The 26,394-nt window shown below is 71.7% G+C and carries 26 protein-coding genes and 1 tRNA gene; 18 read left to right on the plus strand and 9 right to left on the minus strand.

Going from position 1 to position 26,394, the window contains the following annotated elements; all coding sequences use genetic code 11:
• Positions 1–129: 129 nt before the first annotated feature.
• A complete protein-coding gene (locus tag ACF1CT_RS21225; protein WP_391785452.1) occupies positions 130–789 on the minus strand; it encodes a hypothetical protein in 660 nt (219 codons plus the stop codon).
• Between the two features lie 47 nt (positions 790–836).
• Between ACF1CT_RS21225 and ACF1CT_RS21230 the strand changes: the two genes are divergently transcribed.
• Positions 837–1,025: a DUF5703 family protein gene (locus ACF1CT_RS21230; protein WP_391785453.1), complete on the plus strand. Its 189-nt coding sequence runs from the start codon at positions 837–839 to the stop codon at positions 1,023–1,025.
• A 67-nt stretch (positions 1,026–1,092) separates the two neighbouring features.
• Here ACF1CT_RS21230 and ACF1CT_RS21235 read toward each other — a convergent pair whose 3' ends face one another.
• The 3 genes from ACF1CT_RS21235 to ACF1CT_RS21245 form a co-directional block, all read right to left on the minus strand.
• Positions 1,093–1,830, minus strand: coding sequence for a chaplin (locus ACF1CT_RS21235; RefSeq protein ID WP_391785454.1), 738 nt, complete (start codon positions 1,828–1,830; stop codon positions 1,093–1,095).
• A 138-nt stretch (positions 1,831–1,968) separates the two neighbouring features.
• On the minus strand, positions 1,969–2,202 hold the full coding sequence (locus ACF1CT_RS21240; protein ID WP_391785455.1) for a chaplin: 234 nt from the start codon (positions 2,200–2,202) through the stop codon (positions 1,969–1,971).
• 185 nt (positions 2,203–2,387) lie between these two features.
• Positions 2,388–3,713, minus strand: coding sequence for a M20/M25/M40 family metallo-hydrolase (locus ACF1CT_RS21245; RefSeq protein ID WP_391785456.1), 1,326 nt, complete (start codon positions 3,711–3,713; stop codon positions 2,388–2,390).
• A gap of 181 nt (positions 3,714–3,894) precedes the next feature.
• Here ACF1CT_RS21245 and ACF1CT_RS21250 point away from each other — a divergent pair.
• The 5 genes from ACF1CT_RS21250 to ACF1CT_RS21270 all read left to right on the plus strand — a co-directional run bounded on the left by ACF1CT_RS21250 (position 3,895) and on the right by ACF1CT_RS21270 (position 8,737).
• Positions 3,895–3,979: transfer RNA gene (locus ACF1CT_RS21250), tRNA-Leu, on the plus strand.
• Between the two features lie 93 nt (positions 3,980–4,072).
• Complete coding sequence (locus ACF1CT_RS21255) at positions 4,073–5,029, plus strand: GlxA family transcriptional regulator (RefSeq protein WP_391785457.1); 957 nt, start codon at positions 4,073–4,075, stop codon at positions 5,027–5,029.
• A 104-nt stretch (positions 5,030–5,133) separates the two neighbouring features.
• Positions 5,134–6,132 carry a type I glyceraldehyde-3-phosphate dehydrogenase gene (gap, locus tag ACF1CT_RS21260; RefSeq protein WP_391785458.1) on the plus strand — a complete coding sequence of 333 codons (999 nt, stop codon included), beginning with the start codon at positions 5,134–5,136 and terminating at the stop codon, positions 6,130–6,132.
• A 657-nt stretch (positions 6,133–6,789) separates the two neighbouring features.
• Positions 6,790–7,638 carry a putative RNA methyltransferase gene (locus ACF1CT_RS21265; protein WP_391785459.1) on the plus strand — a complete coding sequence of 283 codons (849 nt, stop codon included), beginning with the start codon at positions 6,790–6,792 and terminating at the stop codon, positions 7,636–7,638.
• Positions 7,639–7,801: 163 nt separating this feature from the next.
• Positions 7,802–8,737, plus strand: a complete 936-nt coding sequence (locus tag ACF1CT_RS21270) for a pseudouridine synthase (protein ID WP_391785460.1) — start codon at positions 7,802–7,804, stop codon at positions 8,735–8,737.
• Between the two features lie 66 nt (positions 8,738–8,803).
• Here the strand turns inward: ACF1CT_RS21270 and ACF1CT_RS21275 are convergent, their stop codons facing one another.
• Entirely contained in the window at positions 8,804–9,433 is a 630-nt protein-coding gene (locus ACF1CT_RS21275) for an MBL fold metallo-hydrolase (RefSeq protein WP_391785461.1), read from the minus strand.
• Positions 9,433–10,518, minus strand: coding sequence for an S-(hydroxymethyl)mycothiol dehydrogenase (locus ACF1CT_RS21280; RefSeq protein ID WP_391785462.1), 1,086 nt, complete (start codon positions 10,516–10,518; stop codon positions 9,433–9,435). Before ACF1CT_RS21280 ends, ACF1CT_RS21275 begins: the two co-directional genes overlap by 1 nt.
• 273 nt (positions 10,519–10,791) lie before the next feature.
• On the opposite strand from ACF1CT_RS21280, the gene phsA reads away from it, so the two are divergent.
• Positions 10,792–12,693, plus strand: coding sequence for an O-aminophenol oxidase PhsA (gene phsA / locus ACF1CT_RS21285; RefSeq protein WP_391785463.1), 1,902 nt, complete (start codon positions 10,792–10,794; stop codon positions 12,691–12,693).
• A gap of 130 nt (positions 12,694–12,823) precedes the next feature.
• On the opposite strand, the gene ACF1CT_RS21290 is transcribed toward phsA, so the two are convergent.
• The gene (locus ACF1CT_RS21290) at positions 12,824–13,525 is read right to left on the minus strand and encodes a FadR/GntR family transcriptional regulator (RefSeq protein WP_391785464.1); all 702 of its coding nucleotides are present in this window, start codon (positions 13,523–13,525) and stop codon (positions 12,824–12,826) included.
• Positions 13,526–13,670: 145 nt separating this feature from the next.
• Here ACF1CT_RS21290 and ACF1CT_RS21295 point away from each other — a divergent pair, with 145 nt between their 5' ends.
• The 3 genes from ACF1CT_RS21295 to ACF1CT_RS21305 all read left to right on the plus strand — a co-directional run bounded on the left by ACF1CT_RS21295 (position 13,671) and on the right by ACF1CT_RS21305 (position 16,312).
• The gene (locus tag ACF1CT_RS21295; protein ID WP_391785465.1) at positions 13,671–14,180 is read left to right on the plus strand and encodes a gluconokinase; all 510 of its coding nucleotides are present in this window, start codon (positions 13,671–13,673) and stop codon (positions 14,178–14,180) included.
• Between the two features lie 11 nt (positions 14,181–14,191).
• Positions 14,192–15,589: a GntP family permease gene (locus tag ACF1CT_RS21300; RefSeq protein WP_391785466.1), complete on the plus strand. Its 1,398-nt coding sequence runs from the start codon at positions 14,192–14,194 to the stop codon at positions 15,587–15,589.
• Positions 15,590–15,862: 273 nt separating this feature from the next.
• On the plus strand, positions 15,863–16,312 hold the full coding sequence (locus ACF1CT_RS21305; protein WP_391785467.1) for an ASCH domain-containing protein: 450 nt from the start codon (positions 15,863–15,865) through the stop codon (positions 16,310–16,312).
• Positions 16,313–16,368: 56 nt separating this feature from the next.
• Here ACF1CT_RS21305 and ACF1CT_RS21310 read toward each other — a convergent pair whose 3' ends face one another.
• A complete protein-coding gene (locus ACF1CT_RS21310; protein WP_391785468.1) occupies positions 16,369–17,607 on the minus strand; it encodes a carboxylesterase family protein in 1,239 nt (412 codons plus the stop codon).
• Positions 17,604–18,953 carry an MFS transporter gene (locus tag ACF1CT_RS21315; protein ID WP_391785469.1) on the minus strand — a complete coding sequence of 450 codons (1,350 nt, stop codon included), beginning with the start codon at positions 18,951–18,953 and terminating at the stop codon, positions 17,604–17,606. The genes ACF1CT_RS21310 and ACF1CT_RS21315 overlap by 4 nt, the downstream gene beginning before the upstream one ends.
• Before the next feature lie 277 nt (positions 18,954–19,230).
• On the opposite strand from ACF1CT_RS21315, the gene ACF1CT_RS21320 reads away from it, so the two are divergent.
• From ACF1CT_RS21320 to ACF1CT_RS21355, 8 genes are read left to right on the plus strand one after another with little or no spacing between them, the layout of a single operon-like run.
• Positions 19,231–20,706 (plus strand): 2-hydroxymuconic semialdehyde dehydrogenase, encoded by a 1,476-nt coding sequence (locus tag ACF1CT_RS21320; protein WP_391785470.1) that lies wholly within the window; start codon positions 19,231–19,233, stop codon positions 20,704–20,706.
• Entirely contained in the window at positions 20,703–21,533 is an 831-nt protein-coding gene (locus tag ACF1CT_RS21325) for a 2-keto-4-pentenoate hydratase (protein ID WP_391785471.1), read from the plus strand. Before ACF1CT_RS21320 ends, ACF1CT_RS21325 begins: the two co-directional genes overlap by 4 nt.
• Positions 21,530–22,558 carry an acetaldehyde dehydrogenase (acetylating) gene (locus ACF1CT_RS21330; protein ID WP_391785472.1) on the plus strand — a complete coding sequence of 343 codons (1,029 nt, stop codon included), beginning with the start codon at positions 21,530–21,532 and terminating at the stop codon, positions 22,556–22,558. The genes ACF1CT_RS21325 and ACF1CT_RS21330 overlap by 4 nt, the downstream gene beginning before the upstream one ends.
• Positions 22,555–23,586 (plus strand): 4-hydroxy-2-oxovalerate aldolase, encoded by a 1,032-nt coding sequence (gene dmpG / locus ACF1CT_RS21335; RefSeq protein WP_391785473.1) that lies wholly within the window; start codon positions 22,555–22,557, stop codon positions 23,584–23,586. The genes ACF1CT_RS21330 and dmpG overlap by 4 nt, the downstream gene beginning before the upstream one ends.
• The gene (locus ACF1CT_RS21340; protein WP_391785474.1) at positions 23,583–24,347 is read left to right on the plus strand and encodes a 2-keto-4-pentenoate hydratase; all 765 of its coding nucleotides are present in this window, start codon (positions 23,583–23,585) and stop codon (positions 24,345–24,347) included. Before dmpG ends, ACF1CT_RS21340 begins: the two co-directional genes overlap by 4 nt.
• Entirely contained in the window at positions 24,347–24,802 is a 456-nt protein-coding gene (locus ACF1CT_RS21345) for a RidA family protein (RefSeq protein WP_391785475.1), read from the plus strand. The genes ACF1CT_RS21340 and ACF1CT_RS21345 overlap by 1 nt, the downstream gene beginning before the upstream one ends.
• Positions 24,799–25,320 carry a 3-hydroxyanthranilate 3,4-dioxygenase gene (locus ACF1CT_RS21350; protein ID WP_391785476.1) on the plus strand — a complete coding sequence of 174 codons (522 nt, stop codon included), beginning with the start codon at positions 24,799–24,801 and terminating at the stop codon, positions 25,318–25,320. The genes ACF1CT_RS21345 and ACF1CT_RS21350 overlap by 4 nt, the downstream gene beginning before the upstream one ends.
• 2 nt (positions 25,321–25,322) lie before the next feature.
• Positions 25,323–26,324: an amidohydrolase family protein gene (locus tag ACF1CT_RS21355; RefSeq protein WP_391785477.1), complete on the plus strand. Its 1,002-nt coding sequence runs from the start codon at positions 25,323–25,325 to the stop codon at positions 26,322–26,324.
• The last annotated feature ends 70 nt before the right edge of the window (positions 26,325–26,394 follow it).

The raw sequence follows: 26,394 nt of genomic DNA on the forward strand, positions 1-26,394 counted from the left end.
CGCGCCCGCCCCCGCCCCCCCCCCCCCCCCCCGCCCGCCCCCCGCCCCCCCCCCCCCCCCCCCCGGCGGCGCCCCCCCCCCGCCCGCGCCGCCCCCCCCCCCCCCCCCCCCCCCACGGGGCGTGCCGGGTCAGGAGCCGTCCGGCACCAGACCGGCCGGTTCCTCCTCGGCGTCGTCCTCGTCGAAGACGGCGCTGACGTCGAAGCGGCAGACCACCCGCTGCGGATCGGCGTCGTCGAACGGCGCCCCGAGCCACTCCCCCGCCTCGGGAAGTTCCTCCGCGGCCGTGACCCAGAGCGTGGAGTCGCCCTCCTCCAGGCCGAACTCGGTGTGCCGGGAGGCGATCTCGTCGGGTTCGTACTCCCCGAAGAGCACCCCGAGCGCGGCGTGCACGCTGCTGCCGACGACCGCGGCGCTGCCACCGCCCCGGTCGTCCGGATCGAGGTCGGCGATCCGTTGTGCCTGCGCGAACAGCCGCGGCGGCTCCACCACCGCGTAGTCCCGCCGGATCAGAACGCTCAGCGCGTTCGGCTCCCCGGGGCCGGTGTACGGGGGCAGCGAATCGTCCGCCCCCGGGATCTCGAAGGGGGTGACCTCGTCGTAGCGGTCGTAGAGCAGTTCGTCGTAGAACTCGGCGGCGGCGGCCAGTGCGTTGAACGCGTCGTAGACGGCGGGATCGTCGTCCCCCGTCCGGCGCTCGACCGCATCGAGGTGACGGTCGAGCGCGGCTTTGATCGCTTCGGCGGCGGCACGTACCTCGGCAGCGGCGGGCTGCGCAGCATCAGACATAGTGCAGACGCTATCCGTACCGGGGCTCTGCCCGCACAATAGATGCGATGCCGGAATACGAATTTGCCGATGTGTACGTGCCACGCGGGATGTCCCGGAAGGAGACAGCCCGCCTGCTGACCGACCATGCCGAGTACGGACACTGGGAATTGGACCGACTGACACTGCGCCGCGACGGCAGCCGCAGGGTACGGCTGCGACGGCGGATCATCCGCCAGATCCGCGCCACCTGGTGAGACGGAGCGGGCCCCGCCGTGGCGGGGCCCGCTGTCTTCGTCCCGGCCGGGTGGCCGGGCGGGTCCGTTACGCGGACATCCGTGCGCGTCGGTAGAGGAGCGTGCCCGCCCCTGCCAGCAGCAGACCCGCGCTCGCCGGGGCCAGGAGTCCGAGGCCGCCCGCCCCGGTGTGGGCGAGCTGAGGAACGTTCTGCTCCTCGGGCACGTTGGGCACGGTCGGCTTCTCCGGCGTCGGCGGCTTGTGCTCGGTGACCGGGGTGACCGGGGTGACCGGGGTGACCGGCGGCGTGACGACGTCCGTGTCGTTTCCGCAGTCGTTGCCGAAGGTGGGGTTGAGCAGACCGCCGATGGTGATGCTGTTCCCGCAGGCGTTCACGGGAATGTCGATGGGCACCGCGATGTTGTTGCCCGACAGCACGCCGGGCGAGCCCTTCGTGACGCCCTGGGCGGAAGCCCCGCCGCCGAGCGGGGCCCGGTGCTTGCCCGTGCCCGGCCGGCTCGCGTGGGTCAGGTCGCCGGAGACCTGGCTGCCGGAAGCGTGCTTGCCCGGGGAGGCGTCCTGCGAACCGTTTCCGCAGGTGTTTCCGAACGCCGGGTTGAGCAGCGCCACGACGTCCACGGAGTTGCCGCAGACGTTGACCGGTACGTGGACCGGGATCTGCACCGAATTCCCGGAAAGCACCCCCGGGGAATCCGCCGCGCCGCCGGACGCTCCCGCGTCGGCGTGCGCGTATCCGCCGCCCATGGCGAGCACGCCGCCTGCGGCCGCAACGGAGATCAGGCCCTTGCGCGTGACCTGTCGCATAGCTTGTTTCCTGCCTTCTACCTCACGGAAAACCCCCGGACTCGATCGTGCGGGGGCGGAGTACCCAGCAGCCCCGAAGCGCATGGTGTGCGCTCCGGGGCCGACCGGATTCAAACCCTTACGGGTTGACCCACAACGTCAGGCGTTGACGCAGGTGTTACCGAAAGCCGGGTTCAGCACCCCGACCACATCGATCGTGTTGCCGCACACGTTCACCGGGATGTGGATGGGCACCTGGATGACGTTGCCCGAGATCACGCCGGGGCTGCCGAAGGCAGCGCCCCCGGCGCCCGAGTCGGCGACGGCCATGCCCGCACCCGCGAGCACCAGACCACCGGTCACAGCCGCAGCAGCGACGACCTTCTTGATCATTGTTTCCTCCTTGTTGGCAATGCGGTCCCAGCCGCGGACCGCATCACTTGTAACGAGGAAGAGCTAATCGGGCTACGAGCGTATGGTTCCTTTCACTCGTTCCGGTCAAATACGCACACGCTGGCGATTCCTGACGCGGAAACAGCACGGGAAGCCGCCCGACCTGCGCCGGGAGCGGCGGCGGCTCAGCAGTTGTCGATGAACCGGTCGAGCACCCGCACACCGAACTTCAGACCGTCCACCGGCACCCGCTCGTCCACGCCGTGGAACATGCCCGCGAAGTCGAGCTCCGGCGGCAGCTTCAACGGCGCGAACCCGAAGCACCGGATGCCGAGGTCGTCGAAGGACTTGGCGTCGGTACCGCCCGAGAGCATGTAGGGGACCGCCCGCGCGATCGGGTCCTCCGCCTTGAGGGCGACCTGCATCGCGTCGACGAGCGCGCCGTCGAAGCCGGTCTCCAGCGCCTTGTCCGCGTGCACGTCCTCCCGCTTCACCCGCGGCCCGAGGATCCGGTCCAGGTCGGCGAGGAACTCCTGCTCGAAGCCCGGCAGGAAGCGCCCGTCGACGTGCGCGACCGCCTGTCCGGGGATGACGTTCACCTTGTAGCCGGCGCCGAGCATGGTGGGGGCCGCGGAGTTGCGGAGCGTGGCGCCGACCATCTTGGCGATGCCGTTGAGCTTGGGGAGCGTCTCCTCCATGTTGTCCGGGTCGAGCGGGACACCGAGCGCGTCGGAGAGCTCGTCGAGGAAGGACCGCACGGTCTTGGTCACCCGGACCGGCCAGTTGTGCCGTCCGAGCCGTCCGACCGCCTCGCAGAGTTCGGTGATCGCGTTGTCGTCGTTGGTCATCGAGCCGTGCCCGGCCGTGCCGTCCACGGTCAGCCGCATCCAGTGCATGCCCTTCTGGGCCGTCTCGACGAGGTAGAGCCGCAGCTTCTCGTTCACCGTGAAGGAGAAGCCGCCGACCTCGCCGATCGCCTCGGTGACACCGTCGAACAGGCCGGGGTGCTTGTCCACCAGGTACCGAGCCCCGTACGTGCCGCCCGCCTCCTCGTCGGCGACGAAGGCCAGCACGATGTCGCGCGGGGGCTTGCGACCGCCGCGCAGCCGGTCGCGGACGACCGCGAGGGTCATCGCGTCCATGTCCTTCATGTCGACCGCGCCGCGGCCCCACACGCAGCCGTCAGCCACCTCGCCCGAGAACGGGTGGTGCGTCCAGTCGTGGGCATTGGCCGGAACCACGTCGGTGTGGCCATGGATCAGCAGCGCGGGCCTCGACGGGTCCTCGCCCTCGATCCGGGCCACGGTCGAGGCCCTGCCCTTGTGGGACTCCAGGATCTGCGGCTCCAGCCCGACCTCGGCGAGCTTCTCCGCCACGTACTCGGCGGCGACCCGCTCCCCCGGACCCGAGTGGTCCCCGTAGTTGCTGGTGTCGATCCGGATCAGCTCACGACAGAGGTCCACGACCTCGTCCTCGCCCGAGACGGTCCGGGCCGTGTTGGTCTCGCTCACACTGGTTCCTTCCACTGTCGCTGAGGTGCTCCCTCCCATCCTCCCGCTCTCCGCACGCCCGCCCAAGGCCCCCCACCTCTCGTCATCCGCCCGTCACACTCCCCGGGGTGATCGAGGACCTCCGGATGTTTGCTATTGTTTTCCACGTCGGAACGGGCAGGGCCCGCACGACAGACACCTTGTCCGGGTGGCGGAATGGCAGACGCGCTAGCTTGAGGTGCTAGTGCCCTTTATCGGGCGTGGGGGTTCAAGTCCCCCCTCGGACACCGTAGAAGAACCCCAGTTGATCTGGGGTTCTTCTGTTTTCCGGGCCATGGCGGCCCCCGGGGCACCGTCGTACTCCACGTAGCCTCTCTCCCGTGTCAGCCTCCCGCCTGTATCGCGTCGCCGTCCTCGTGCTCGAAGGTGCGAAACCGCTCGATGTCGGAATTCCCGCACAGGTCTTCGCGACCCGCGCGAGCATGCCGTACGAGGTGCGGGTGTGCGGGGCGGCGCCCGGCCTCGTGACCGGCGGCGACGGCCTGTCGTACGGCGTCGCCCACGGCCTCGACGCACTCGCGTGGGCCGACATCGTCTTCGTCCCCGGCTATCGGTTCCCCGACCGTGAGGACCCCCCGCGGGCCGTCCTCGACGCCCTGATCGCCGCCCATGACCGCGGCGCGCGGCTCGCCGCCATCTCGACGGGCGCCTTCGCGCTCGCCGCCACGGGGTTGCTCGACGGCAGGCGCGCCACCACGCACTGGCACTACGCGCGGGCACTGGCGGCACGGCATCCGCTCGTCCGGGTCGACGAGAACGTCCTCTTCGTCGACGAGGGCAGCGTGCTGACGTCGGCCGGCGCCGCCTCGGGCATCGACCTGTGCCTGCACATCCTGCGCGGCGACCTCGGGGTGGCCGCGTCGAACCACGCGGCCCGGCGTCTCGTCGCGGCCCCCTACCGCAGCGGCGGTCAGGCACAGTACGTACCGCGCAGCGTGCCCGAGCCGCTCGGCGAGCGGTTCGCCGCCACTCGCGAATGGGCGCTGCACCGGCTCGGCGAACCCCTCACCCTCGAAACGCTCGCCCGGCACGCGGCGGTGTCGCCGCGCACGTTCTCGCGGCGCTTCGTCGAGGACACGGGGTACACGCCGATGCAGTGGGTCATGCGCGCCCGCGTGGACCTGGCCCGCGAACTGCTCGAACGTTCGGAACGGGGCGTCGAGCAGATCGCCACCGATACCGGTCTCGGCACCGGTGCCAATCTGCGGTTGCACTTCCAGCGGATCCTGGGCACGACGCCGAGCGAGTACCGGCGCACCTTCACCAGGGGCGAGTAGCCCGCTGCCGTGTGGCGGGATCCTTGTGAACCGTGGCGATCATGCCGCTGTCGTGGACGGGACCCGGCACGCGACATTGGTGGCGAACCGAAGGGACGCCATTCATGACTCGTATCGCCATCAACGGATTCGGCCGCATCGGGCGCAACGTGCTCCGCGCGCTGCTCGAACGCGACAGCGACCTTGAGGTCGTCGCCGTGAACGACCTCACCGAGCCCGCCACGCTGGCGCGGCTGCTCGCCTACGACACGACGGCCGGTCGGCTCGGTCGGCCGGTGGGTGTCGACGGGAACACCCTCGTCGTGGACGGCCGTCGCATCGCGGTGCTCGCCGAACGGGAACCGGCGCGGCTGCCGTGGGCCGAGCTCGGCGTGGACATCGTGCTGGAGGCGACCGGACGCTTCACGTCGGCCGGGGCCGCCCGCGGCCACCTCGACGCGGGCGCGAAGAAGGTGCTCGTCAGCGCCCCGTCGGACGGTGCCGACGTCACGCTCGCGTTCGGGGTCAACACGGACGCGTACGACCCCGGCGCGCACACCGTCGTCTCGAACGCCTCGTGCACGACCAACGCGCTGGCGCCGCTGGCCGCGGTGCTCGACGACCTCGCGGGGATCGAGCACGGCTTCATGACGACGGTGCACGCCTACACGCAGGAGCAGAACCTGCACGACGGTCCGCACCGCGACGCCCGCCGGGCCCGTGCCGCCGCCGTCAACATCGTGCCGACCACGACGGGCGCGGCCAAGGCGATCGGCCTCGTGCTGCCGAACCTCGACGGCAAGCTGTCGGGGGACTCGATCCGGGTGCCGGTTCCGGTGGGCTCGATCGTCGAGCTCAACACGACCGTCAGCCGCGACGTGACGCGCGACGAGGTGCTGGCGGCCTACCGCGCCGCGGCGGAGGGACCGCTCGCCGGTGTGCTGGAGTACTCGGACGACCCGCTCGTGTCGTCCGACATCACGGGCAATCCGGCCTCGTCGATCTTCGACTCGGCCCTGACCCGTGTCGACGGGCGCCACATCAAGGTGGTCGCCTGGTACGACAACGAGTGGGGCTTCTCGAACCGCGTGATCGACACGCTCGGACTCCTCGCCGGCCACTGACCGGCCGCCGGACGACCCCCTCCTCCGCGGGCCGCGGAGGGCGGCGGGCCGCATGACCGGCGCGTGGCCGGCGACGCCCCGGAACCGCGGGGGACAACGCGCGGTGGACGGGGCGGAGGCGCCCGGCCGCGGTATCCGTGGCGGACGGGCGTTCCGGGCCGGGCCGGTCCGGTCGGCGGCCGGTGTCCGGGGGTGGAGTCGAGTTCCCTCGCGGTACGGCAGCGGGGACCCCAGGTGATCCACCTCCGCAGAAACCCCAGTTGATCTGGGGTCTTTCTGTTTCCTGGCGGGGCGTCGGCGTTCGGCTCGGTGCCGTGGGCGACCGGCCGGCCGGTGGTGGGGCCGAGGGCTCTTCGCACAGGCGGGTGCTTCCGCCAACGTGCGCCGACGTCCCGGTCCTCGTCCCGTGCGAGCGGCTTCCGCCGTGACTCGTAGAATCCCGGCATGGCGTTCACGAGCGTTCCGTACTACTGCTTCCTGTGACCGGAAGGCACTGAGGGCGCTGCCGGACGGCACCGCCCTCCTCGGCGTGCCTGCTGCGTGGAGCACGTCCCCGGCGCCGGGTGGCCGAACGGCCGGCCCGTGCCGTTCCGGGACGGCGGCCCTTGAGCGCACGCGGGCACGGTCCCTTCCCTCCCCCGTACACAGGAGAACTCTGTGCCCGTGCCGCTTCCGCCTGCCCTCGAACCGCTTCTCGGCCTCTTGCGCTGCCCGACGTGCCGCGCCCGCCTCCACCCCGGGACCGGCGCGCTGCGCTGCCCGGCGGGCCACACCTTCGACATCGCCCGTCACGGCTACGTCGGCCTGCTGACGGGCAACCGCGCCACCAGCGGCGACGACGCGGCCATGGTCCGGGCCCGGGACCGTTTCCTGTCCACCGGGAGATACGGGCCCGTCCTGCGGACGGTGGCCCAGCTGGCCGCCCGCACCGCGCCCGGGCGGGCGACGGTCGTCGACGTGGGGTGCGGCACGGGCCACTACCTGGCGGAGGTGCTCGACAGGGTGCCGGGCGCCCGCGGCCTGGGCCTGGACACCTCGGCGCGGGCGCTGCGCGCGGCGGCCCGGGCCCATGCGCGGGCCGCCGCGGCGGCCTGGGACGTCTTCCGCCCCTTTCCGCTGGCCGACGGGGTGGCCGACCTCGTGCTGGACGTGTTCGCCCCGCGCAACGCGTCCGAGTTCCACCGCGTGCTGCGCCCGTCCGGCCGACTGGTCGTGGCGCGTCCCACCGGGCGGCACCTGCGCGAGTTGCGGGGCCGGGTGCCCTCGATGCTCACGGTCGACCCGGTCAAGGAACAGCGTCTGCACCGGACGCTCGGCCCCTGCTTCGAGGCCGTCGCCACCGAGCGGATCGAGTACCCGATGTCGCTGACCGGGGCGGAGGCCCTCGACCTGATGGGAATGTCACCGAGCGCCCGCCACATGAACCGTGCCGACCCGGCGGAGTCCGGTCCGCCGCTCGACCGGGTCACCGTCTCCGTGCTGGCCACCGCCTACCGGCCCCGGTGAGCGGGGGCGGGCCCGTCGGTCCGCCGACGCCCCGCGCGCCGGTGCGATCCCGCGTGCGGGCGGGGGCGCCCGGTGGGCGGGGCGGGGATACTGGGTGGGCAGCCCAGGAGCAGACACGAGGAGCCCGCACCATGCGCACCACCGTTCCGGTCGGCGTCTCCCGGTGAGGGGGCGCGCGAGGCCTCCGGCGGCGCCGCTGCCGCAGCGGTACGGGATCGATCCGGTGCGGCTGCGGCTTCCCGAGGACCCGGACGGCCGGTGGGAGACGGTCCGCGACCATCTGCGGGCACGGTTCGTGGACGCGATCGGGGCGGCGCGGGTGGATGCCATGGTCGACGGGGGCCGGTTCGTCTCCGTGCGGGGTCCGGTGTCGGCGGACGAGCCGTACGCGGCGGGCCGGTACATCTGGTTCCACCGGGATTTCGCGCCGGAGGTACCGGTGCCGTTCCCGGTGGGCGTCGTGCACCGCGACGCGCATCTGGTCGTCGCGGACAAGCCGCACTTCCTGGCGACGACGCCGCGCGGGCGTCATGTCACCGAGACGGCGGTGGCCCGGTTGCGCCGCGAGCTGGAGCTGCCCGCGCTGCAACCCGCGCACCGGCTGGACCGGCTGACCGCCGGTCTGGTCCTCTTCGTCGTGCGGCCCGAGGAGCGCGGCGCGTACCAGACACTGTTCCGGGACCGCCGGGTGAGCAAGGAGTACGAGGCGGTGGCGCCGTTCGACCCCGGCCTGGACCTGCCGCGGACCGTGCGCAGCCGGATCGTGAAGGAGCGCGGGGTCGTCGCCGCCCGCGAGGAGCCGGGCGAGCCGAACAGCGAGAGCCGGATCGAGCTGGTGGAGCACCGGGCGGGCCTCGGCCGTTACCGGCTGCTGCCCGCCACCGGGCGCACCCATCAGCTGCGGGTCCACATGAGCGCCCTGGGGCTGCCGATCGTCGACGATCCGCTCTACCCGGTGGTCCGGCCGCAGGAGGCTGCCGAAGACTTGTCGCGTCCGCTCCAACTGCTGGCCCGGGTACTGGAGTTCACCGATCCGGTCACCGGTGCAGCGCACCGCTTCGAGAGCGGGCTGAGGCTCTCGGCGTGGCCGGACCGGTGAGCGGCGGCCGGGAAGGTTCGCGGGCCGGTGAACCTTCCCGGTCGCAGCACCGGGTGGTGACCGGTCTCAGTGACCGCGGGCGATCCACTCGTCGAGGTGCGGGGACTCCGCTCCGACGGTCGTGGAGTCGCCGTGTCCGGTGCGGACGGTGGTCCCCGGGTCCAGGGTGAGCAGCCGGTCCCTGATCGACTCGACGATCGTCGGGAAGTGGGAGAAGGACCGTCCGGTGGCTCCGGGCCCGCCCCGGAAGAGGGTGTCGCCGGTGAAGACGGTGGACAGCCCGGGGGCGTACAGGCAGACGGCGCCCGGGGCGTGGCCGGGGGTGTGCAGGACCCGGAGCGTCGTCCCGGCGACCTCCAGTTCCTGGCCGTCGGAGAGTTCGCCGTCCGGGGCGCGGTCGGGGTGGGTCCGCCGCCACAGCGGCAGGTCGTCGGGGTGCAGCAGGATCGGCGCGCCGGTGGCGTCGGCGAGGGCCGGGGCCGCGTCGATGTGGTCGTTGTGCGCGTGGGTGCAGACGATGGCGCGCAGGGTGCGGCCGTTCAGCGCCGCCTCGATGGCGGCGGCGTCGTGCGCGGCGTCGATGACGATCGCCTCGGTGTCGTCGCCGACGATCCAGACGTTGTTGTCGACGTCCCATTCCCCGCCGTCGAGGGCGAAGGTGCCGGAGGTGACGAGGTGGTCGATGCGGGCGGCCATCAGAGGATCACCACCGAGCGCAGCACGTCGCCGTCGTGCATCCGGGCGAAGGCCTGCTCGACGTCGCCGAGTCCGATGGTCTCGGTGACGAACGCCGCGAGGTCGATGCGGCCCTGCTGGTGCAGGTCGATGAGCATCGGGAAGTCGCGCGAGGGCAGGCAGTCTCCGTACCAGGAGGACTTGAGCGCGCCGCCGCGGCCGAAGACGTCGAGCAGCGGCAGTTCCAGCCGCATCTCGGGGGTGGGGACGCCGACCAGGACGACCGTGCCCGCGAGGTCGCGGGCGTAGAACGCCTGCTGGTACGTCTCCGGGCGGCCGACCGCCTCGATGACCACGTCGGCTCCGTTGCCGTCGGTCAGCGAGCGGATCGCCTCGACCGGTTCGGTGGTGCGGGAGTTGACGGTGTGGGTGGCGCCCATCGTCCTCGCCGTCTCCAGCTTGCGGTCGTCGACATCCACCGCGATGATCTTCGCGGCCCCGGCCAGCCGGGCGCCGACGATCGCGGCGTCGCCGACGCCGCCGCAGCCGATCACCGCGACCGAGTCGCCGCGGCCGACCTGTCCGGTGTTGATCGCGGCGCCGATGCCCGCCATCACGCCGCAGCCGAGCAGCCCGGCGACGGCCGGGGAGACCTCGGGGTCGACCTTGGTGCACTGTCCGGCGGCGACCAGGGTCTTCTCCGCGAACGCGCCGATGCCGAGCGCCGGTGACAGCTCCGTGCCGTCGAGCAGGGTCATCTTCTGCTTCGCGTTGTGGGTGTCGAAGCAGTACCACGGGCGGCCGCGCAGGCATGCCCGGCACTGGCCGCACACCGCGCGCCAGTTGAGGACGACGAAGTCGCCGGGGGCGACGTCCGTGACGCCCTCGCCGACGGACTCCACCACGCCCGCGGCCTCGTGGCCGAGCAGGAAGGGGAAGTCGTCGTTGATGCCGCCCTGCTTGTAGTGCAGATCGGTGTGGCAGACGCCGCACGCCTGGATCTTCACCACGGCCTCGCCGGGGCCGGGGTCGGGGACGACGATGGTCTCGACCCGTACCGGCTCGTTCTTCCCCGGCGCGATGACCCCTTGCACCTGCTGCGACATACCGCGGTCTCCCTGTTTCCGTCATTTCGTGAAGATCGAACGCGAACAACCGTACGCCCCGAAAGGGTGTCACGACGGCGCGCCGCGTTGGCGCGAAACGACTGGCGTACACCTGGTGAGATGCACCGGTTTCGGTCAGATGGTGCGTCATGGTGAACTACGCCGGGCTTGGCCCGGTCCTTTGGTGCGGTGGGGCTCGGCGCCGATACCTGCGGGGGCAGGGGTTTCGAGGTCCGCGAACAGAGGATTGACGGATTCACGGGGGGAAGTACCTTGACCGAGATCATCGATTTCACGGAGAGGACCGACCGCACGACGGACGGGGCGCAGCCCGACGCGTCGCGGATCGGCGCCGAGGCGAGGGCGCGGGTGGGCGGCCTCGTGCCGTACACCGACGAGCTGCCGGTCCCGCCGGTGCTGCGTCCGCGGGGCGGGGACGTGCTGCGCGAGACCGAGATCGCGGTCTCGCCCACCTGGGTGCGGCTGCACTCGCAGCTGCCGCCGACGCTGATGTGGGGGTACGACGGCATGGTGCCCGGGCCGACCATCGAGGTGCGGCGCGGGGAGCGGATCAGGATCGCCTGGACCAACCGTGTCCCGAGGGGGAGCGAGTACCCGGTCACTGCCGTGGAGGTAGGTCCGGTGAAGCCGGGCGAGCTCGCCCCGCACAACCGGCCGGGTCGCGACGGCGTCGAACCGAACGCGGACGTGGCCGCGCTGCCCGCCTGGACGGTGACCCATCTGCACGGGGCGCAGACCGGCGGCGGGAACGACGGCTGGGCGGACAACGCCGTCGGTTTCGGCGACGCGCAGTTGTCGGAGTATCCGAACGACCATCAGGCCGCCCATTGGTGGTACCACGACCACGCCATGAACATCACCCGCTGGAACGTGTACGCCGGGCTCGTCGGCACGTATCTGGTGCGGGACGACGAGGAGGACGCGCTCGGTCTGCCGTCCGGCGACCGGGAGGTGCCGCTGATCCTCGCCGACCGCAATCTGGACACCGACGGGGACGGACGGCTCAACGGGCGGCTGCTGCACAAGACGACGGTGGTCGTCGAGGCCGACCCGGAGACCGGCAAACCGGTGTCCCTGCCGTTCCTCGGCCCGTACACGACGGTCAACGGCCGTATCTGGCCGTACGCCGACGTGGACGACGCCTGGTACCGGTTCCGGCTCGTCAACGCGTCCAACGCCCGGATCTACGACCTGGTGCTGGTCGACGACGAGAACAACCCGGTGCCGGGCGTGATCCGGCAGATCGGCAGCGACGGCGGGCTGATGCCGCGGCCGGTTCCGGTCGACTTCGACGAGGCGCTGCCGACGCTGACGATCGCGCCCGCCGAGCGGATGGATCTGCTGATCGACTTCTCGTCGCTGGCCGGTCGGCGGGTCCGTCTGGTCAACAAGGGCGGCTTCGTGGCGGGACTGCCGGACCCGGCGTCGGACGTGCCGTTCCCCCAGGTGATGGAGTTCCGGGTGCGGGCGACGGGGCGGCCGGACGCGTTCGAACTGCCCGAGGTGCTGTCCGGTTCGTTCCGCCGGTACGAGCACGGTCTGGTGGAGCACGGGCACCGGCTCGTCGTGCTGACGCAGCCGGGCACGGTCGGGGGCGGCGGCCACCCGGAGATCTGGGAGATGGCGGAGGTCGAGGACGCCTCCGGCGTCCGGGTGCCGTCGGAGGGTGTGATCCAGGTGCGGGGCGAGGACGGCACGCTGCGCACGTACCGCCGGATCGCACGGACCTTCAACGACGGGCTCGGGTTCACCGTCGGCGAGAACACCTTCGAGCAGTGGTCCTTCCTCAACCTGGGCGCGCCGACGCATCCGATGCACATCCACCTGGCGGACTTCCAGGTGCTCGGCCGGGAGGCGTACACGCTGGACGGGTTCGACACCGCGCTCGGCGGCACCCGTACCCCGGTGGAGTTCGACCACGGCACCAAGATCCCGACGGCGCCGAACGAACAGGGCTGGAAGGATGTGTTCCGGGTGCCGCGGGGGCAGCTGGTGAAGGTGCTCGGCACGTTCGACGGCGGGTACGGGCGGTTCATGTACCACTGCCACCTGCTGGAGCACGAGGACATGGGCATGATGCGGCCGTTCGTGGTGATGCCGCCCGGGGCGATGAAGTTCGATCACGGCGCCGGGCACGGCGGGCACGGCGGCTGATCCGGGCCGGTTCGCCGGACGACGGGCCGGACGCCGGCCCCCGTGGGATCGTCCCGCGGGGGCCGGCGTCGTCGCGCGGCGGCCGCGAACCGGTCCCGGGCCCGGTGGGCCGGCCCGCCGCCCGTGTACGTCAGGGCGCGAGCACGTCGAGTTCGTGCAGGGCGCCGACGGCGATCTCCTTCGTCAGGCGCTCCGCCTCGGCGGCCTCGCCCTCGCGCACCGCCTCGGCGAGCCGGACATGGAGCGTGACCGCGGCAGGGTCCGGGTCCTCGAACATCACCTGGTGGTGGGTGCGTCCCGCGAGGACCTCGGCGACGACGTCCCCGAGCCGGGCGAACATCTCGTTCCCGGAGGCGTCGAGCACGATCCGGTGGAACGCGATGTCGTGCTCCAGGTAGCCCTCCAGCTGCCGGCCTCGCGAGGTGGCGACCATGCCGAGCGCGCAGTCGGTGAGGGCCGCGCACTGTTCCGGGGTCGCGTGGCGGGCGGCGAGACCGGCGGCGACGGGTTCGATCGCGGAGCGCAGTACGGTCAGCGAGCGCAGCTGGCGCGGCCGGTCGGCCCCCGCCAGCCGCCACCGGATGACCCGCGGGTCGTAGACGTTCCACGCCTCGGTCGGCCGCACGGTCACGCCGACCCGGCGCCGGGACTCGACGAGGTGCATGGATTCCAGGACGCGGACCACTTCGCGCACGACCGTCCGGGAGACGTCGAAGCGCCGGGCCAGCTCGTCGGTGCGCAGCACCTGACCCGGCAGGTGCACCCCCGCGGTGATCTCCAGACCCAGGGTGTCCAGCACATGGGTATGCAGCCCGGGGCCCGGTGTGGTCATGGGCACCAGACTACGGGGCGCCCCTCCGGAACAAAAAGTACGACGTTTACGTCACAACATCTTGAATAAGTCGTACGTATAGGTTTCAGTAGCGCGACGGACCGATGTCGAGGAAGACGTCGAAGAGGACAGCGAGGCACCACCAATGAGCACCCCCCACGTCGTCGTGGTGATGGGCGTGGCAGGGACCGGCAAGACCACGATCGGGCCCCTGCTCGCCGCCGAACTGGGCGTTCCGTACGCCGAGGGCGACGACTTCCACCCCGAGGCGAACATCGCCAAGATGTCGGCCGGCGTCCCGCTGCAGGACGCGGACCGGTGGCCCTGGCTCGATGCCATCGGCAGGTGGGCGCACGGCCGGGCGGGGCTCGGCGGGGTGGTGAGCAGTTCGGCGCTCAAGCGCGTCTACCGGGACCGGCTGCGGGCCGAGGCCCCCGGTGCCGTCTTCCTGCATCTGACCGGTGACCGGAAGCTGATCGAGCGGCGCATGGCGGACCGCCGGGGCCACTTCATGCCCACCGCGCTGCTCGACTCCCAGTTCGCCACCCTTCAGCCGCTGCGGGAGGACGAGGCCGGCGTCTCGGTCGATGTGTCCGGCACCCCGGAGGAAATCACCCAGCGGGCCGTCGCCTCGTTGCGCCGGCTCGACATCTAAGGATCACCACCGTGACCAGTCTCAGCGTCGAGATGCTGGCAGCGGACGCCGTCGAACCGATCACTTCGGCAGGCAACGCGCAGTTGGGCATCGCCGTCCTGGCGGGCATCGCCGTCATCGTTCTGCTCATCACCAAGTTCAAGATGCACGCGTTCCTCGCGCTGACCGTCGGCTCGCTGGCGCTCGGCTCGTTCGCCGGTGCCGCGCCGGCGAAGACGATCGCCAGTTTCACCGCCGGTCTCGGTTCGACCGTCGCGGGCGTCGGCGTCCTCATCGCGCTCGGCGCCGTTCTGGGCAAGCTGCTCGCGGACTCCGGTGGGGCGGACCAGATCGTCGACACCATCCTCGCGAAGTCCAGCGGTCGCGCGATGCCGTGGGCCATGGTGCTCATCGCCTCGATCATCGGCCTGCCACTGTTCTTCGAGGTCGGGATCGTGCTGCTGATCCCGGTGGTGCTGCTCGTCGCCAAGCGCGGGAACTACTCGCTGATGCGGATAGGCATTCCGGCCCTTGCCGGTCTGTCCGTGATGCACGGGCTGATCCCGCCGCACCCCGGACCGCTGGTGGCGATCGACGCCCTCGGCGCCAACCTCGGCGTCACGCTGGCGCTGGGCGTACTGGTGGCGATCCCGACCGTGATCATCGCCGGCCCGGTCTTCTCCCGTCACGCCGCCCGGTGGGTGGACATCCAGGCTCCGGAGAAGATGATTCCGCAGCGCCCCTCGGAGGACCTGGACCGGCGTCCGAGCTTCGGCGCCACCCTGGCGACGATTCTGCTGCCGGTCGTGCTGATGCTGGTCAAGGCCCTCGTCGACATCGTCGTCGACGATCCGGAACAGGGTGTGCAGAAGGTCACCGACGTGATCGGTTCACCGCTGATCGCGCTCCTGGCGGCCGTCGTCGTCGGCATGTTCACGCTGGGCCGGGCGGCGGGGTTCTCCAAGGGACGGCTCTCCACCACGGTCGAGAAGTCGCTCGCCCCGATCGCGGGCGTGCTGCTGATCGTGGGCGCGGGCGGCGGTTTCAAGCAGACCCTCATCGACGCCGGGGTGGGACAGATGATTCTGGACCTCTCCGAGAGCTGGTCGATCCCGGCGCTGCTGCTGGGCTGGCTGATCGCCGTAGCGATCCGGCTCGCGACCGGCTCGGCGACCGTGGCCACCATCTCGGCGGCCGGTCTGGTCGCCCCGCTCGCCGCCGGCATGTCGACCCCGCACGCGGCCCTGCTGGTGCTCGCCGTGGGCGCCGGCTCGCTCTTCTTCAGCCATGTCAACGACGCCGGGTTCTGGCTGGTGAAGGAGTACTTCGGCATGGACATCGGCCAGACGGTCAAGACCTGGTCGGTGATGGAGACCATCATCTCCGTGGTCTCGCTCGTCTTCGTCCTGCTGCTGTCGCTGATCGTCTAGTGCCGGGAGCGGCACCAGCGCGGCAGCCCTCCTCCCACGGCCCTCCCCCCACATGTCCGCGGGGGCCGTGCCCGACGGCGCCCGGCCGGTCCGGTGCGCACGCCACGGCGTGCCCCGGGCCCACCGGGCGCCGTCGCCGTGTCCCGGCCGGGGCCCGGGGCTCCCTTTCCCGCGCACGGCGCAGAACCCCTCTCCGTTCGTGCGCGGTTGACCGGCCACGGGCGGGGAGGCGTCTCGGCGGCGCATCCGGTGGCGCATGTCAGACTTGTCCCCATGCCGAACCGTGAACCGCTCAAGCCCTTCCTCCTCGCCTTTCCCGGCCCGTTGCGCGACCGGCTGGTGCGGGCGGTGCTCGACGGGGCCAAGGTGTCGACGACGGGGCTGCTCGCCGAGTACGAGGCGGAGCGGGAGGAACTGCCCCCGGTGGGCGAGCGGTCCGCGCTGATCGACTCGGACGGCCGGGAGATCGCGGTGCTGGAGGTGACGGAGGTGCGGGTGCTGCGCCTCGGCGACGTCGATCTCCGGCACGCGGTCGACGAGGGCGAGGGCCATGCCTCGGTCGCCGAGTGGCGGGCGGACCACGAGAAGTTCTGGCACGGGGCGGAGATGCGCGAGGCCCTCGGCGACCCGGAGTTCACCACGGACGACGACACCATGGTCGTCGCCGAACGCTTCCGGGTCGTCGAGCTGCTGGATCCCGTGGTGGGCGCGGCACAACGGTAGGCGCGCGGGCCCGGCACGATCCGGACGGCAGGCCCCGGCCCGGCGGGCGTCGCGGGTCAGCGCACCTCGTGGTGGACCAGGGGCGGCGGGACGGGGCCGGGGTGGCCGGTGCGGGCGAACGCGGCCCAGGCCGCGCGCACCGTCCGGCCCAGTTCGTCCACCTCCTCCCACGGGGTGTCCCCGAGCATCGGGGACGTCCGCCAGGCGGCGCGGGTGCCCAGGAGCAGCGGCAGTTCCAGGCAGTGGGTGGCGCCGTACTCCGATCCCGCCGGACGCCAGTCCAGCCGGTAGGCGTGGACCCGGGCCCCGGCCCGTACGAGTGCCTTTCCGAGGCCGGTCAGCGGATCGGCGTACATCCGGCGGGTCGGCCCGGCCGGGTCCGCGTCCTCGTCGCGTCCTCCTCCCCCGGGTCCGCCGTCGCGTCCGTCGGTGAAGGCGGTCATGTCGTCCGCGTTCCAGCCGTACATGAGGTCCATGCCGCGCACGTACGGCTCGGGGGCGGGTTCGGCCGTCGGGACCGGGCCGAACGGGGGTTCCAGGGGGGAGCCGGAACGTGCGCGATGGGCGAGGGCGGTGTCGCGCTGCGCCGCGAGCAGGGCGGCGGGGGACACGGTGCGCGGGTCGGCGCCGGGGGCGTGGACCGCGAGCCGTTCGAGGAGGATCCGGCCGAGAACGGCGGCCTCGGCCCGCGGGCGGCTCGTGATCGCGAGTGGGGCGCTCTGCAGGATCGCCCGGTGGAACAGTCCCCGGGCCTCGGGCAGTTCCAGCAGCAGCCGGACGGACAGGGCCCCGGCGGACTGTCCGAAGACGGTCACGTCGTCGGGGTCGCCGCCGTACCCGGCGATGTGCGTGCGCACCCAGCGGAGCGCCTCCAGCTGGTCGTACAGGCCCGAGTTGCCCTCGCCGAGCCCGTCGAGGCAGAGGTAGCCGAGGGCGCCGAGCCGGTAGTTGACGGCCACCACGACGACGTCGCCCTCGGCGGCGAGCGCACCGCCGTCGTACCAGTCCATGAGGCCGGCCCCGCTGCTGAACCCGCCGCCGTGGAACCACACCATCACCGGGCGCGCCCCGGCGTCCCGGGCGGGTGTGGTGACCGTGAGGTTGAGGCAGTCCTCGCCCTGCGGGTGCCGGTCGAGCGGCGGCCCCATGACCGCGTCGAGCCTGGACGGCGGCTGCGGGCAGATCTCACCGCTGGACGGGCGGGTGTCGTGGGCCGGTACCGGCCGGGGCCGTGCGAAGCGTTCGGCCACGGCGTAGCGGATCGGTCCGGAGCGGTACACCTCCGGGCCCGTCACGCGCCGCTCCCGGGAAGCGGACCCGCCGGGGCCCTCACCGGTTCGGGCGCGCCCTCCGGCACCAGGCGGAACAGGGCGACGGCGCCCACCAGGCTCACGGCGCAGATCGCGACGAGGTACCACGTCACCCCCGTCGAGGAACCGCCCGAGTTGAGCAGCGCCGTGGAGATCATGGGGGCGAGGCCGCCGCCGAGGATCGCGCCGCCCTGGAGGATGACCGAGGAGCCCGAGTAGCGGACGTTGACGGGGAAGGTGTCGACGATGATGCTGCCCTGCACGCAGTGGGTGACCGGGATGATGAGGCCCATGCCGAGCAGGGCCACCACCGCGAGTACCGGGCTGCCGGTGTCCAGGAGCGGGAAGAAGGCGACGCACCAGACGAGGATGGCGGCGGACCCGGCGATGAACATGGTGCGTCGGCCGTGCCGGTCGGCGATCTTCGTCCACACCGGGATGGTCGCGAACCACAGGGCGGCCGACACGGTGACGCTCACGATGAGGAACTGCTTGTCGTAGTCGAGGTGCTGGGAGCCGTAGGACAGCGTGAAGACCATGAACACGTAGGCCACGGCGGAGTTGGCCACGACGGCGAGCAGGGTCAGCGCCAGCCGGGGGAAGCCGACCTTGAAGGATTCGGCCAGCGGGAAGCGGACCACTTCGTCCCGGGCGCGTGCGCGGTCGAAGGACGGCGACTCGGTCACCCGCAGCCGGATCAGCAGCCCCACGGCGACGAGGACGAAGCTGAGCAGGAACGGGATGCGCCAGCCCCATGAGGTGAAGGCGTGGTCGCCGAGGACCGTGTTGGTGGTCAGGAAGACGACGTTGGCAAGGACCAGGCCGCCGGGCGTGCCCATCTGCGGGAAGCCGGCGTAGAGGTTCTTCTTGCCCTGCGGCGCGTGTTCCATCGACATCAGTGTGGCACCGGCGCCCTCGCCCCCGAGTCCGATGCCCTGGACGATGCGCAGGGCGACCAGGAGGACCGGGGCCCAGAAGCCGATGCTGTCGTAGCTCGGGATGGCACCGATGAGGGTGGATCCGACGCCCATCAGGACGAGGGAGACGACCAGCGTCGCCTTGCGGCCGATGCGGTCCCCGTAGTGGCCGAAGACCAGGCCGCCGAGCGGGCGCGCGATGAAGCCGACGGCGAAGGTGCTGAACGCGGCGAGGGTGCCCGCGGCGGGGCTCAGCGACGGGAAGAACTGCTGGTTGAAGATGAGCGCCGCGGCCGTGCCGTAGAGAAAGAAGTCGTACCACTCCAGGGTGGTGCCCGCGAGCGTGGCGACGGCGGTTCTGGCGGCGGTGGCTCGGGCGGCGCCCGAGTTTTCTTCGTGAGCTGAAGTGTTCACGGCGTGACCAATCACTTGGATGGCGGGCTGGGGCGGTTCGCTCCGGACAGCCGCTACGACGGCCGGACTCCACCCGCCGTTAACCGTGGATCCTGATGCCCTGAGACATGACACACAAATAACGAATCCGGGACCTGTCATACCCATTTCGATATAACGGAGGGAATCCTTCCTCACCTCCGGAGCGGACGAACCTCCCTCGGTATATCAATCTGGATATGCCTCACCGCAGGATTCGCATTTGTCCGGTATGGCGACGCGGATCAGAGTGGGACGCATGACGGCAGAGACAGGGCGGTGGATCCGCAACTTCGTGGACGGGCGGTTCGTGGAGCCCGACGAGAACCGCAGCTTCGAGAACATCGACCCGGCCACCGGCCGGGCGTTCGCCCGGGTGCACGAGGCGGACCGGGACCTCGTCGACCGCGCCGTGAGCGCGGCCCGGCGGGCCCTGCGCGACGGGTGGGCCGCCACGCCGGTGCGCGAGCGCGCGGCGCTGCTGCGACGCGCCGCGGACCGCATCGAGGAACGCTTCGAGGAGTTCGTCGCCGCGGAGGTCGCCGACACCGGAAAGCCCGTCTCCCAGGCGCGGCGGCTCGATGTCGCGCGGGCGCCGGCCAACTTCCGCACCTTCGCCGACGTGGCCGCCGCCGCCGGACAGGAGTCCTTCCTCACCGATCTCCCGGGCGGCCGGCAGGCGCTCAACTACGCGGTCCGCAAGCCGCTCGGCGTGGTCGCGGTCGTCGTCCCGTGGAACCTGCCCCTCCTCCTGCTGACCTGGAAGGTCGCCCCGGCCCTGGCCTGCGGGAACGCCGTGGTCGTCAAGCCCAGCGAGGAGACCCCGGCCACCGCCTCGCTGCTGGCCGAGGTGCTGGCCGAGGCCGGGCTCCCCGCCGGGGTGTACAACGTGGTCCACGGCTTCGGCGGCGACTCCGCCGGTGAGTACCTGACCTCGCACCCGGACATCGACGGCGTGACCTTCACCGGTTCGTCCGCGACCGGGACCCGGGTCATGCGGACGGTGGCGCCCCGGGTCCGCCCGGTGTCGTTGGAACTCGGCGGGAAGAACGCCGCCGTGGTCTTCGACGACGTGGACGTGGACGAGGCGCTGACCGGGCTGACCAAGTCGGTCTTCACCAACACCGGCCAGGTCTGCCTGTGCACCGAGCGGGTCTACGTCCAGCGAGCGGTCTTCGACGACATCGCGCAGGGGCTCGCGGAGCGGGCCCGGGGTCTGCGGCTGGGCGACCCGTCGGACGAGGGGACGACCACCGGCCCGCTGATCTCGCAAACCCACCGCGAGAAGGTACTCGGCTACTTCGACCTTGCCGAACGGGCCGGGGCGCAGGTGCTCACCGGCGGGGGCGTGCCCGAGCTCGGGCCGGGCCTCGCGGGTGGTTCCTGGATCGAACCGACGCTGTGGACCGGCCTGACCAACGCGCACCGCCCGGTCCGCGAGGAGATCTTCGGGCCGGTGGCCGCGCTGATCCCCTTCGACACCGAGGAGGAGGCGATCGGTCTGGCCAACGACACCGAGTACGGCCTCGCGGCCTCCGTGTGGACCGACGACCTGCGTCGCGGCCACCGGGTGGCGCAGGCGATGAACGTGGGGATGGCCTGGGTCAACACCTGGTTCCTGCGCGATCTGCGCTCGCCGTTCGGCGGGGTCGGGCTCTCCGGCCTCGGCCGCGAGGGCGGCGAGTCCTCCCTGCACTTCTACACCGAGCCGACGAATGTGTGCGTACAGCTGTGACCGACACGACCGATGTGACCGAGCACGACTCCGGCCTGTCCGCGCGGATCGACGCGGCCGTGACGCGGCTGACGGCCGCCGCCGCGACCGGCACCCCCTGCGCCCCCGTCCGGGAGTTCCTGGGCCGCGACGACATCGACGCCGCCTATGAGACGCAACGCCGTCTCGCCGCCGCCCGGAGCGCGGCCGGCGCCCGGGTGGTGGGTGCCAAGATCGGCCTCACCGCCCCCGCCGTGCAGCAGCAGTTCGACGTGTTCCGGCCGGACTTCGGGGTGCTCTTCGACGACATGACGTACGCGCACACCGAGCCGGTGCCGCTGGAGCGGTTCCTCCAGCCGCGCGTGGAGGGCGAGATCGCCTTCGTGCTCGGCCGGGACATCGACCGGCCCGGTGCGGGCGTCGCCGACGTGCTGCGGGCCACCGAATTCGTGCTGCCGGCCATCGAGATCGTCGACTCCCGGATCACCGGCTGGGACCTGGCCATCACGGACACCGTCGCCGACAACGCCTCCAGCGGAGCGATCGTGCTCGGCACCACCCCGTACCCGCTCGCCGGGCTCGACCTCTCCCGGGTCGGCATGGTGCTGCACCGGGACGGCGAGCCGGTCTCGTTCGGCGCGGGCCACGCCTGCCTCGGTTCACCGGTCGTCGCCGTCGCCTGGCTGGCCCGCGAACTCGCCGCGCGCGGAAGGCCGTTGCGGGCCGGGGACGTGGTCATGTCCGGGGCGCTCGGCCCGATGGTGCCGGTCGGCGGGCCCGGCCGCTACCGGCTGGCGCTGGACGGGCTCGGCGAGGTCGAGGCAGTCATCGAGAAGGAGACGACATGAGTTCCCCCACGGACGGCACGGCGACCGGCGCCGTGCCCGGCACGCCCTCCCCCGCTCCCTCCGGCACCGGGTCGGGAGTGTCGCCCGGCACCGTCCCGGTCGCCGTCATCGGGTCCGGGAACATCGGCACCGACCTCATGATCAAGGTGCTGCGGCTCTCGAAGACGCTGCGCATGGGCGCGATGGTGGGCATCGACCCGGACTCCGACGGGCTGGCCCGCGCCGCCCGGCTGGGCATCGCCACCACGCACCGCGGCATCGAGGGGCTCGCGGAGATGCCGGGGTTCGCCGACATCCGGGTGATCTTCGACGCGACCTCCGCCAAGGCCCATGTGCGCAACGCGCGGCTTGCCGCGGAGCACGGGAAGCTGATGATCGACCTCACCCCGGCGGCGCTCGGCCCGTTCGTGGTCCCGTCGGTCAATCTGGACGAGCACCTGGACGCCCCCGACGTCAACATGGTGACCTGCGGCGGCCAGGCGACCATTCCGGTGGTGGCTGCGGTCTCCCGGATCGCCCCGGTCGCGTACGCGGAGATCGTCGCCTCCATCGCGTCGCGGTCGGCGGGCCCCGGCACCCGCGCCAACATCGACGAGTTCACCGAGACCACCGGCGAGGCGATCCGGCGGGTCGGCGGCGCCGAGGTCGGCAAGGCCATCATCGTGCTCAACCCCGCCGAGCCGCCGCTCGCCATGCGCGACACCGTCTTCTGCCTCGTCGAGGGCGAACTGTCCGACGCCGACCGGGACCGGATCACGGAATCCGTGGAGCGGATGGCGCGGGACGTGCGGGAGTACGTGCCGGGCTACCGGCTCAAGCAGCGGGTGCAGTTCGACCCGGTCGAGGACACCGTCGTCCCGGCCCTGGGCCGACGGGTCACCGGGGTAAGGATCTCGGTGTTCCTGGAGGTGCTCGGCGCCGGCCACTACCTGCCCGACTACGCGGGCAATCTCGACATCATGACCTCCGCCGCGGTACGCACCGCGGAGAAGGTCGCCGCACTCCGGGGATGGGTGACCTCATGAAGCTGTACGTCCAGGACGTGACCCTGCGCGACGGCATGCACGCCATGGGGCACATGTACACCGTCGACCAGGTGCGCCGGATCGTCTCCGCGCTCGACCGGGCCGGGGTGGCGGCCGTCGAGGTCGCGCACGGCGACGGGCTCGGCGGTTCCAGCGCCAACTACGGCTTCGGCGCGCACAGCGACGAGGAGTGGATCGAGGCCGCCGCGGACGTCCTCGAACACGCGAAGCTGACCACACTGCTGCTGCCCGGCATCGGCACGATCGACCATCTGCGCCGCGCCCACGCGCTCGGGGTGCGCAGCGTGCGCGTCGCCACCCACTGCACCGAGGCCGACGTCAGCGCCCAGCACATCTCCTGGGCCCGGGAGAACGGCATGGACGTCTCCGGGTTCCTGATGATGAGCCACCTCAACTCCCCCGAGGGGCTGGCCCGGCAGGCCAAGCTGATGGAGTCGTACGGCGCGCACTGCGTCTACGTCACCGACTCCGGGGGCCGCCTGACGATGAGTGACGTCGCCGCCCGGGTCGACGCGTACCGCGAGGTGCTGGACGAGGGCACCGAGATCGGCATCCACGCCCACGAGAACCTGTCGCTGTCGGTCGCCAACAGTGTGACCGCCGTGGAACACGGCGCGTACCGCGTCGACGTGGCGCTGGCGGGCCAGGGCGCCGGGGCCGGGAACTGCCCGGCCGAGCCGTTCGTCGCCGTCGCCGACCTGCTGGGCTGGGAGCACGGCTGCGACCTGTTCGCGCTCCAGGACGCGGCCGACGACATCGTCCGCCCGCTGCGCACCCGGCCGGTCCAGGTGGACCGGGAGACCCTGACCCTGGGCTACGCCGGTGTGTACTCCAGCTTCCTGCTGCACGCCGAGCGTGCGGCGAAGCGGTACGGGGTCGACGCCCGGCAGATCCTGCTGGAGGTCGGGCGGCGGCAGATGGTGGGCGGTCAGGAGGATTTGATCGTGGACATCGCACTGGACCTCGCCGCTGGGCGCGGGGCCCCGACGGAAGGGAGCGGCACATGATCGCGGCGGAACTCACCGGCGTCCTCGCCGAACGGCTGGACACGGCACAGACGTCCCGCAGGGACACACCGAGCCTCGCCGACGACCACGAGCTGGACATCGACGACGCGTACGCGGTGCAGTCCGCGCTGCTGGCGCTGCGGGAGGCCCGCGGCGAGCGGATCACGGGCGTGAAGCTGGGCTTCACCAGCAAGGCCAAGATGGCCCAGATGGGCGTCTCGGAGGTGATCGTGGGCCGGCTGACCGACGCGATGCGGATCGCGGACGGGGGCGAGGTGGACCTGGCGCGCTTCATCCATCCGAAGGTCGAGCCGGAGGTGGCGTACCGGATCCGCCGGGACGTGGACCCGGACGACCCGACGACGGACATCGAGTCCTGTGTGGACGCGATGGCCCCGGCCGTCGAGATCATCGACTCCCGGTACCGGGACTTCCGGTTCACCTACACCGATGTCGTCGCGGACAACACCTCGGCGGCCGGGTACGCGATCGGCCCGTGGCGGCCGGTGGTGAGCGCGTCGAACCGCGCGGTGCTGCTGCGCACCGGAGCTGCGGAGGCGGTGGGCTCCACGGCGGCGATCCTCGGCGATCCGGTGCGGGCGCTGCACGCGCTGCTGGACAAGTGCCGACGCCGCCGCATCCCGCTGACGGCGGGCCAGGTGGTGCTGGCGGGGGCGGCCACGGCGGCGCTGCCGCTGGTCGCCGGGGTGACCGAGTGCGAGGTGGCGGGCATCGGTTCCGTCACGGTGAAGGGGTGCTGATGAACGGCTCACGCGTCGTCGAGGGCAAGGCGAAGCCGCGCGGGCGGTTCCCGCACGTGAAGGTCGTCGGGGACCTGGTGTTCGTCTCCGGCACCAGCTCGCGCCGGCCCGACAACACGTTCGTGGGGGTGGAGGCCGACGAGTTCGGCACCACGACCCTGGACATCCGGGCGCAGACCCGGGCGGTGATCGAGAACATCCGCGACATCCTCGCCGAGGTGGGCTCCGGACTCCCCGACGTCGCGCAGATCACCACCTATCTGGTGTCCATGAACGACTTCGGCGGATACAACGAGGTCTACGGCGAGTTCTTCGACGAGCGCGGGCCGACCCGTACGACCGTCGCGGTGCACCAGCTGCCGCATCCCCATCTGCTGATCGAGATCCAGGCCGTCGCCCGGTTGCCGCGGCCCCGTACGTCCGACGACACACACAGCACGGAGGTGTCCTCATGACCGTCATTCCCCCGGTCATCGATTTCCAGGGCTGGATCGCCGAGCACGAGCACCTGCTCAAGCCGCCGGTGAACAACCGCACCATGTCCCTCGGGCAGGACTTCATCGTCCAGGTCGTCGGCGGCCCCAACCAGCGGACGGACTTCCACGTCGACCCGTACGAGGAGTGGTTCTACCAGGTCAAGGGCGACATGCACGTCGACCTGATGACCGAGGAGGGACCGCGGACCGTGCACATCCGGCAGGGCGAGGCCTGGCTGCTTCCCGGCAACGTGCCGCACTCCCCGCAGCGGCCCGACGCCGGTTCGATCGGGCTGGTCATCGAGCGGGTCCGGGAGGAGGGCACCCTGGAGAGGTTCCAGTGGTACTGCCCCGGCTGCGCGGCGAGGATCCACGAGGTCGAGCTCCAGGTGCGGGACATCGTGGCGGATCTGCCGCCCGTCTTCACCGAGTTCTACGCCGACGAGAAGGCGCGGACCTGCCCGCGGTGCGGTGTCCTGCATCCCGGGAAGGGCTGAGCGTGGACCGCACGATCGACATCCACACGCACTACGTCCCGCGCGGCTGGCCGGACCTGACGGCCGAGGCCGGCCCGGACGCTCCCTGGCTGCGGATCGAGTCCGAGTCCGACGCCGTGATCATGATGGGGTCGAAGGAGTTCCGCCGGATCCGCTCCGACGCCTGGGACGCGCAGACGCGGCTGCGGGACATGGACGCGGACGGGGTGCGCCGTCAGGTGGTCTCCCCCACCCCCGCGTTCTTCACCTACGGGCGCGACGGCGCGGAGGCGGCGAAGATAGCGCGGATCTTCAACGACCTCGCGCTGGAGATCGTCGCCCCGGCCCCGGACCGGCTGATCCCGTTCTGCCAGGTGCCGTTGCAGGACCCCGACGCGGCCTGCCGCGAACTGGAACGGTCCGTCGCCAACGGGCACCGGGGCGTGGAGATCGGCAACCACGTCGGTGACCAGGACCTGGACAGCGAGGGCGTCGTGACGTTCCTCCAGCACTGCGCCTCGCTCGACGTGCCGGTGTTCGTGCACCCCTGGGACATGGCGAGTTCACCGCGTCTGGACCGGTGGATGGCGCAGTGGCTGACGGCGATGCCCGCCGAGACCCACCTGTCGATCCTCGCCCTGATCCTGGGCGGCGTCTTCGACCGGATCGACGAGCGGCTGAAGATCTGTTTCGCGCACGGCGGCGGGTCGTTCGCCTTCTGGCTCGGCCGGATGGAGAACGCCTGGCACGGCCGGAACGACGTGATCGGCACCTCGGAGCACCCGCCCTCGCACTACCTGGGCCGGTTCTACGTCGACTCGGTGGTCTTCGACGAACGGGCACTGCGGCTCCTTGTCGACACGGTGGGCGCGGACCGGGTGATGGTGGGCAGCGACTACCCGTACCCGCTGGGGGAACGGCCGGTCGGCGAGGTGGTCCGCCGGAGCACGTTCCTGGACGAACGCGGCCGTGAACTGATCACGCACGGCAACGCGGAGCGGTTCCTGGGGCTCGCGGCCTCCTGAGGGCCGCCCGGCCAGGGGTGCCGTTTTTTCCCCCGCACCGCGCGCACCCGTACGCCCCGGACGACTCCGG

The organism is Streptomyces sp. NPDC014734, from assembly GCF_043083325.1.
GTDB lineage: Bacteria > Actinomycetota > Actinomycetes > Streptomycetales > Streptomycetaceae > Streptomyces.